Here is a 7,384-nt window from a genome sequence, read left to right as displayed (position 1 = left end):
CGCCGGAGATGCAAGACTCGCTACGTAGTGATCTGGCTAATCTTCTACGACGGGACTTTCACCCGCAAGAAACAGTGCAGCTTTTCCCAGCGCACCATCGACATCACAGAAAATTTCAACTAACTTGTCCATAGCCTGTTCCCCCTCGGAGTTGTTTTCGGTGTGCACCAAAACTTTGCTCCTGGAACAGGCTTCTCGTCAATTTCTTATCCAGAATTCGGGTTAACTAGGTAACCAAGGACACATTGCCCCTACTGATGTTTTATATTTTGGCTTATTTTAATCCAATGATATTCAGGTTCGATTGGATGATTTCATTCAGCTCATTGACCCCGACAACCACACCGTCTTCATCTTCTAATTCCAAACTGGCCACCGCTTCAGCAAATGACGTCGTATCCGAGGAGGAAAGTGGCACATTCCAGTTAATCGTATTTGCAGGGCTACCCTTGTCCTGTAATAAATTATCGACGATAGCAAGGTAATGAGACTGGCTACTTGTCCATTGCGTATCCTGTGCCGACCAGAACCAGCGAGTGATGAATAATTGATGCCACAAATCCGCCCAACTCGTGTACGTTTTACGCAGACTCGGAGCTAACATTCGCGTCCAGGCTTTGGCTTCTTCGGCGGTAATGTATTTCAGCCGAGCACCTTCTAAACATAACATACTGAACCGGACATAATCCCAAGCCAGATAATCCACATTCTGAATATTATTGGTATTGTGGTACATCATTTTATATCGCCAGAGGATTTCTTGTTTTTCTGTTTCATCCCATTGGCTCTTTTCAATGCGGCTTAGTAAGGTGTCGAAATCCTGTTTTGTTATTTGAATGACATTATCTCTCATGGCGTAATAATCGGTGGAATGACCGTCTACAATGAGCCAAAATAATTGCTGGAGTAAATCCTGTCGGTTTTTGATCCCCCATGCTGATGATAAACCATTGTCCTTGGCGGTGTCGGGGGTATAGTCATTGATGGCATGCTCATTGAAAACCGCATAAGGTGCCCCTAAAATGATGCCCCAGTCTTCACTAGTTACCGGTGGGAGCGTATTTTGCGTGGTGATCTCAATCTCTTCTTTCCTATTTTCTTTTGTTACATAAGGGGAAAATTGGGCATAAATGCTATAACCCACACCCAGAAGGAAAAGAATTAAAATCCCTACGCGTAAAAACAACTGCATAAAATCTCCATTTAATATGAGGTATTGAGGATAGTAATAATAAAGATTTTTAAATACTGCTTACTTAAGCAAACTCAAATAAATCATAATCGGACTCAGATGATTATCTAAAGCTGATTTTTTATGCCTGAATTTTCTCGTGAACTCCAAGCCACTGCGGCACTAAATTAGCATGAATCCACGAATGCCTTTAGTCAAAATATTCCGATGGCATGGGTGACTTGAAGTAGCACATTCACGGTCAAGATTATGGAGGGCTGTCTGGTGCTGATCCCCGACAGTGACGACACTCGAACCATTAAGCAGCAGTACCAGCGCCAGCAAGACCAGCTCAGTGAGATCAAGCTCAAGATGCGGGAGCTGCTTGGCGACTACATAAGCCGCTAAGGGCAGGGACTGAGCAGCTCTTAAAAAAAGAAGAAAGCCGGAAGATCGTGGAGATCTTTCCGGCTTCTTATTCTGATAGTAAAGAATGTTATTGAGGCCCTTGCCACTCAAGTTGATTTTTTAGGTATTCAGGAACGATGCTAAATAATTTCTTTATATCATCTTGGTGAGAATAATAATTAGCGCACTCTTTATCATTGGTATTCTCTAAATAGAATCTAGCATGATTATTTAGGAAAAAAATATCATGTAAAGTCATTTCTTCATCAGTAAGAGATATAACAATATTATGTAATAGCTCTGCTTCCATATAACAAGATTTATCGAAAGCCTTTCTAAAACAAGAATGCGTTTGCACATTTCTTATATATGATAAAGATTTATTTAACATATTGGAATATATGATAATTTTTCTCATCTTTAAAATCCTAATTTGTTTCTTAAATTACTAAAGAAACTTCTTGATGGCATTGCTCTAGCATCAGTCGGTGGTGAGTTTGTTCTAGTCCATGAACCATTTTCTATTAACTTATTAATATATTTAGCATCGCCTGTTTCTTTATATATTTCCTGAGCAGCAACCATTCTATGATGCCCTTCACCCATATAATAAGTTCCATTAGAGTCCACAAAGCCGCCAACCTTATTTTGTGGAAGTGAAAAATCAAACTTACCATCGAGCATATCTTTTTTCATGCCATCGATTTGTTTAGGATTTCTTAGGCCAACCTGCGTAGCTTTTATTTCTGGCGGAGGACAACTTGTTAATCCAAACGGATCTACCCATCCTGTCGGATTATGCACATACCCATACGGATTAAACCCGCCCAGCAGCCCGATGGGGTCTTAGGGCAGGTTCCGGTGCGGTTATACGGTTTTAAGCGATTTTTTCCTTATTTATCATCTTGTTAAAGAACCCCTTTTACCCGTTCCGCCCATTCCCGCGAACCTAAAATGCCGAAGTGCACTTTTGCCCTGTTTTGACGCTTGCCCCGCGGTGCAGTATAGCGCCCCTTCTTCTGATTGATGGGATAATCAGATTGATTTTGTGCGGTTTTTCACGGCAACGGGCGAACGTCGCCCAACTTGCTTGGGCGGCGGGCGGCCGTTCTGCGGGGGCGGGCGGCACAGAGTCCGCAAGCGGCGCCCTGCGACGCTCTGGTGCACGGTTGCTTTGGGCTTTGCCACGGTTTTGCATGACCGCGACCTTATTTAAGGGAAGCCCCCTCCGGGGGCTGCACGGGGCGGAGATGGCGAGCACGGCAACGAGCAAGGAGCGCAGCGACTGCGAGCCGCGCGCAGCCAGTGCAGCGGGGTCGGGGCGGGGGAGGTAAAACAGCGGAGGCCGCAGGCCGACCTGCCTACAGGGTTCTTTGCCTGAGCCACCCAAGGCCGCTAAAGAAGACGCAGTTTTAGCCGGACGGGGGGCACGGTGTTTTAGTCTGGCGCGGTTTTTGGCAGGGATCGGCTCAGAAGTCTAGAGCAGAAGGCGCCAGCCTTGTGCGGTGCACCCCGCGAGGCCGATAAGCGGGGGCGCCAGACATAATGCAGATTATGCGATGTGAGCCGCCCTTCGGCGGTTGGCGGGACACGGTGGCCGCACGGCGAATTTCGCATAATCTCCCTGCATTATGTTAAATGGGCTTTGGGCAGCCGGCACACAGTGGTTGGGGACACCGTGGCCGCCGCTGCCCATTGCCCATTTACCCCCGCCGGCACTGAAGCTGACGGGCAGGCCGGCCACGGTCTGCCCCTGCCCCGCCCCCCGCGAACTCAACGGGGACGGGGGCGCTGTCCGCTGGCATCGGGGTGGCTGTCTGGCACGCTACTTTCCGCGGATTCAGGGCATGGGCGGCTCTTCGGGGGTTCGGTGTCAGCGTTTGGCGGCTGGTTATCTGCCCGCTCGGCCGGATGGGTCTGGCTGTGCACCTGCCTGAGCTGTTTAATGGCGACCCGCGTATACACCTGGGTGGTGTTGAGTTTCTCATGCCCCAGCATCGCCTGGATATGGCGGATATCCGCGCCATTGTCCAGCATCTGCGTCGCCATGGAATGCCGGAACAGGTGACAGGCGCCCGGCTTGTCTAGCTGCGCCTGATGGCGGATGGCCTTGCCCGCGATTTGGGTCAAGTGCCCCAGACTGAGCGGCCTGCCCTTTTGCGAGATAAACAGGTAACCGCTGTCATGACTTTCTGCCAACTGTGGCCGAACCTGCACCAGATAGCGTGTCAGCCAGCCCAGCGCCCGCCCGCCAATGGGCACCACCCGGTCTTTATGGCCTTTGCCCTGATTAACCACCACGACCCCCCGTTCGACGTCGATATCACCCCGCCGGAGCTGGCGCAGCTCCATGCGCCGGAGGCCGCTGCTCCACAGCACTTCCAGCATCACCCGGTTGCGCAGCCCCAAGATACTTTGGTCGTCAAGGCTGTCCAGCACCTGCACGGTTTCCCGTTCACTCAGTATCTGGGCGGGCAACCGCTTCTCTTCTTTCGGTAACACCAACTGCTCGGTCGGATTGTAGAGGATGTGATGCCGTTGCAGTAGCCAGCGGAACCACAGCCTCAGGGCGATTAACCGTTCACGCTGGCCGTTATGGCTGTAAGGCTGACCATCGGCTTTGCGGTAAGCCCGCAGATAGCGCTGCCAGCTTTCCAGCAATACCAGCGTCACCTGTGCCGGATACTGCACGGTGCGCTGTTCGCACCAGTCCACGAACGGTAACAGCCGTTCCCGGTAGCTTTCCCGTGTGCGCGGGCTTTTTCCCTGTGCGGCCAGCGTATCGAGGTACGCGTCCAGTTGCGCCCGTAAGGTGGCGAGCAGGGGATTAGGTGAGCTTGTCATGCGGATGTTCCTTCTTTTTTGTTGTGTGGGTAGCGAAGAGAGCTGTACGGGCGGAACAGTGTTTTTGGGCTGATGCCGACCACTTTGAGGGGAAGCCTTGCTGTATCTGCCTTTGCCGGGATTTAACCATCCCGACTACCTGCCGACAACAAGCCGACTGACAGGCGACCGACTGGGGTTTAACCCCGACCGGATAACGTTATACTGCCCGCTCAGGGAACAATAAGGCCACTCAGGTGGGCGGTATCACTGTCTGCCCCGTCGAACAGCAGTTCATAGACGAACGTCAGGCCACGACGGTGCAACAGCAGGTATTCCATTTCGACCAGTCGTGAGAGATGCACCTTAAGCTGGGTATCGCCCCACTGCACGGCATCCCTCAACTGTTTGCGGGTAAACCGCATTTCGTGGCGGGGCTGGCCGCTTTCTTTTACCCAGCCCTGGATCAGCAATAACAGCTTACGCGTCTGCGGCGGCATTTCGTCCAGTGTCCGGCCTAAGATTTCATGCGCCAACTGATTGGCGAGCCGGATATCGTCTTTGCTCACTTCGATGTACTCCAGCGTCTTGCCGCGATGCTCTGCCGTTTTGATGTCCCGCTGGTACTGGTGCAACAACGCTATGCTCTGAATGAGCGTCAGGTATTTCATATGGTCACGGCGGGTACGGGTTTTGTCTGACAGGAACGTCAGTTGCGACGCATACGGATTGACCACATTCAACGGCTTAAGCAGCCGCTGGGCGTTCTGGTGAAGCTGCATCAGATAGTCCCGCTCGTTCTCGGCCAGCAAGCCTTCGAGCGTCTGCTTCTGGCGCTGCAACGCATGGATGGCTTCCGTCTGTTCGCGGGATTCATTGACCGTCAGCACCAGACAGCGGTTGAGCAGCTCTTCATCCACATCAATGGCGGTCGTGGTCAGCATCAGCATCACCGGACCTTTGACGGTATAGCTTTTGGTGACGAGGTTGCCGGTCGCCTCATCCTTGCCGGTGCTGGCCATCGTCAGCTCGCCATCACTTTGCAACAACTTCAACGCATAGGCCGCCTGCCGCACGCCCTCTTCTTCGGCGATAGCGAGGATTTTGTGCTGGAGATTGGTTTCCCCCAGATAAAACAGGCTCTGGCCGGTCATGGCGCTGTACTGGATGCGCTCCTCCTCTGGGATCAGATTGAGCACCGCCTCCATCAGTGAGGATTTGCCGGCGGCGCTGCTGCTCTGGATAAGTACCGCTAACGGTTTGGGTAACTTTCGGCTCACCGCCGCCAAAAAACCGGCCAGCAAGTTAGTGGATTCGCCGACCACACCACAGGCCGCTAAGTCAGCGGTGATACGGGCGGGCAGGTAGGGATCTTGCAACAAGGCCAGTGCCGCTGCCTGCTCGCTGTCGCTCATTTTCGGGATGCTGGCGACTGCGGCCACGCCGCCTTGCTGCTGCCACTGTTCGACCGCCAGTAACACCTGCCCCAGTGCCCGCCGGAGGTCGCCTTCGGCCAGTCCCAGCTCAGCGGCAGCCAGTCGGGCGTAACTGTTGCGTGAACGCCCGCTCATCAGATCAACCCCGTCAGCGAACAGCACACCGCTTTGCCTGTCCAGCACCTGCGCATTGAGCTTCATGGCAACCGATCCCGCTTTCACCGCGCCCAGCCCGCGCAGACACCATTGCAGTGTGCCGACTGACACGCGCAGCTCGCCATGCTCACCGGACTCACAGACGACATTTGGTGTGACATTGGGTGCGGGTTCAGCCGCTAAAGGGGAAGCGGATTCTGGCTCAGGTGTCTGGCGCGCAAGGGCGACCATGCCCGCCACATCCTGCATCGGCACGGCACTCTCAATCAACAGGGCAAAGGCCGATTCGGGTTCCGCCATCTGGCACAGATAGCCGTTGGCATCCCTGCCCGACGGGAACACCACGCGCAGCGGCGTGATGCCTTTGGCCGCCAGTTCCGCCGCCAGTTTGACCGCGGCATCATTGCCGGCGCTGTCATTATCGAAAGCGATCAGCACCTGCTTAATGCCGTACTGTTCAAAGGCTTGCCAGTGATCAGCCGTGACGCCATGCACTCCATAGGCCGCCGTCACATTGCGCTGCCCCGTCACCCAGAACGACATCGCATCAATCAGCGATTCACACAGAATCAGCGTTTTGGAGGCACCCAGCGCGGCTTCATTCCAGACCCCTTTGTGTGCCCCCGGCAGGTACAGATGGCGGATAATGGACTGGCGCAGGTCGTCACCGATTTTGCGCCCGTACAGCTCATGGATTTGCCCCTGCGCATCCATCACCGGCACAACCAGCGAGCCGCGCAGGTGCTCCCGCCCGTTCTCCCGCAGCACGCCGATGGCTTGCAGGCGGCGGCGGATCTCTGCTCCGGCCTTGTATTTACTGGCTGGCAGACGGTAAGCGAGCGTTCGGTTGGCAAAGCCCAGCTTAAAATGGCTGACCAGTTCAGGATGGTTGAGCCGCCGTTTGGACAGGTACGCTTGTGCCTCCGGCGCATTCAGCAACGTATGGTGATAAAACGCAACCACCCGTGACAGCAACACCTGTTGCCCGATGGCATCACCGGCCAGCTCTTCCGGCTGCACCAGCGGCTCCACGGCCGGATTGTGCCCCAGCACGGCACGCAGGCGCTCCACGGCATGGCGCAGGCTCAGACCCTCGGTGTGCATCACCCAATCCAGCACCGACCCGCCCGCATCACAGCCAAAACAGTGGTAGAGATTTTTCGCTGGGGTAATGACCATCGAGGGCGTTTTCTCCTCATGGAACGGGCACAGCACGGTCATGTCTTTACCGCGCTTAAACAACTGCCGCCCCTGCTGCTCGATGATGGCAACTAAGGGAACGGCGGTTTTCAGGTGCTGTAATTCTGCTTCGGGAATGCGAGCCATAAATTTCTTTCTCCCTGAACCTTGTCAATAGACATATATGCGATATATAATAATCGCATATTTA

The 7,384-nt window shown here is 53.7% G+C and carries 5 protein-coding genes and 2 pseudogenes; 1 reads left to right on the top strand and 6 read right to left on the bottom strand.

Annotated features, from left to right (window positions below):
- Positions 1-274 precede the first annotated feature (274 nt).
- The gene (locus tag Xedl_RS16545; protein ID WP_074024876.1) at positions 275-1,192 is read right to left on the bottom strand and encodes a DUF1266 domain-containing protein; all 918 of its coding nucleotides are present in this window, start codon (positions 1,190-1,192) and stop codon (positions 275-277) included.
- Positions 1,193-1,429: 237 nt separating this feature from the next.
- On the opposite strand from Xedl_RS16545, the pseudogene Xedl_RS35685 reads away from it, so the two are divergent.
- Positions 1,430-1,579 (top strand): annotated as a pseudogene (locus tag Xedl_RS35685) (SymE family type I addiction module toxin); the annotation flags it as partial.
- Between the two features lie 88 nt (positions 1,580-1,667).
- On the opposite strand, the gene Xedl_RS16540 reads toward Xedl_RS35685, so the two are convergent.
- The 5 genes and pseudogenes from Xedl_RS16540 to Xedl_RS16515 form a co-directional block, all read right to left on the bottom strand.
- Positions 1,668-1,997 (bottom strand): hypothetical protein, encoded by a 330-nt coding sequence (locus tag Xedl_RS16540; protein WP_074024875.1) that lies wholly within the window; start codon positions 1,995-1,997, stop codon positions 1,668-1,670.
- A gap of 308 nt (positions 1,998-2,305) precedes the next feature.
- A pseudogene (locus tag Xedl_RS41250) lies at positions 2,306-2,425 on the bottom strand (RHS repeat-associated core domain-containing protein); the annotation flags it as partial.
- A 103-nt stretch (positions 2,426-2,528) separates the two neighbouring features.
- Positions 2,529-2,777, bottom strand: coding sequence for a hypothetical protein (locus tag Xedl_RS16530; RefSeq protein WP_074024872.1), 249 nt, complete (start codon positions 2,775-2,777; stop codon positions 2,529-2,531).
- Positions 2,778-3,352: 575 nt separating this feature from the next.
- On the bottom strand, positions 3,353-4,429 hold the full coding sequence (xerC, locus tag Xedl_RS16520; protein ID WP_279625364.1) for a site-specific tyrosine recombinase XerC: 1,077 nt from the start codon (positions 4,427-4,429) through the stop codon (positions 3,353-3,355).
- Positions 4,430-4,635: 206 nt separating this feature from the next.
- Positions 4,636-7,320 (bottom strand): CHC2 zinc finger domain-containing protein, encoded by a 2,685-nt coding sequence (locus Xedl_RS16515; protein ID WP_074024869.1) that lies wholly within the window; start codon positions 7,318-7,320, stop codon positions 4,636-4,638.
- Between the last annotated feature and the right edge of the window lie 64 nt (positions 7,321-7,384).

This window comes from Xenorhabdus eapokensis, assembly GCF_001908105.1.
The sequence above is the reverse complement of the archived record's forward strand: the minus strand, read 5'-3'. Positions and strand labels throughout refer to the sequence as shown.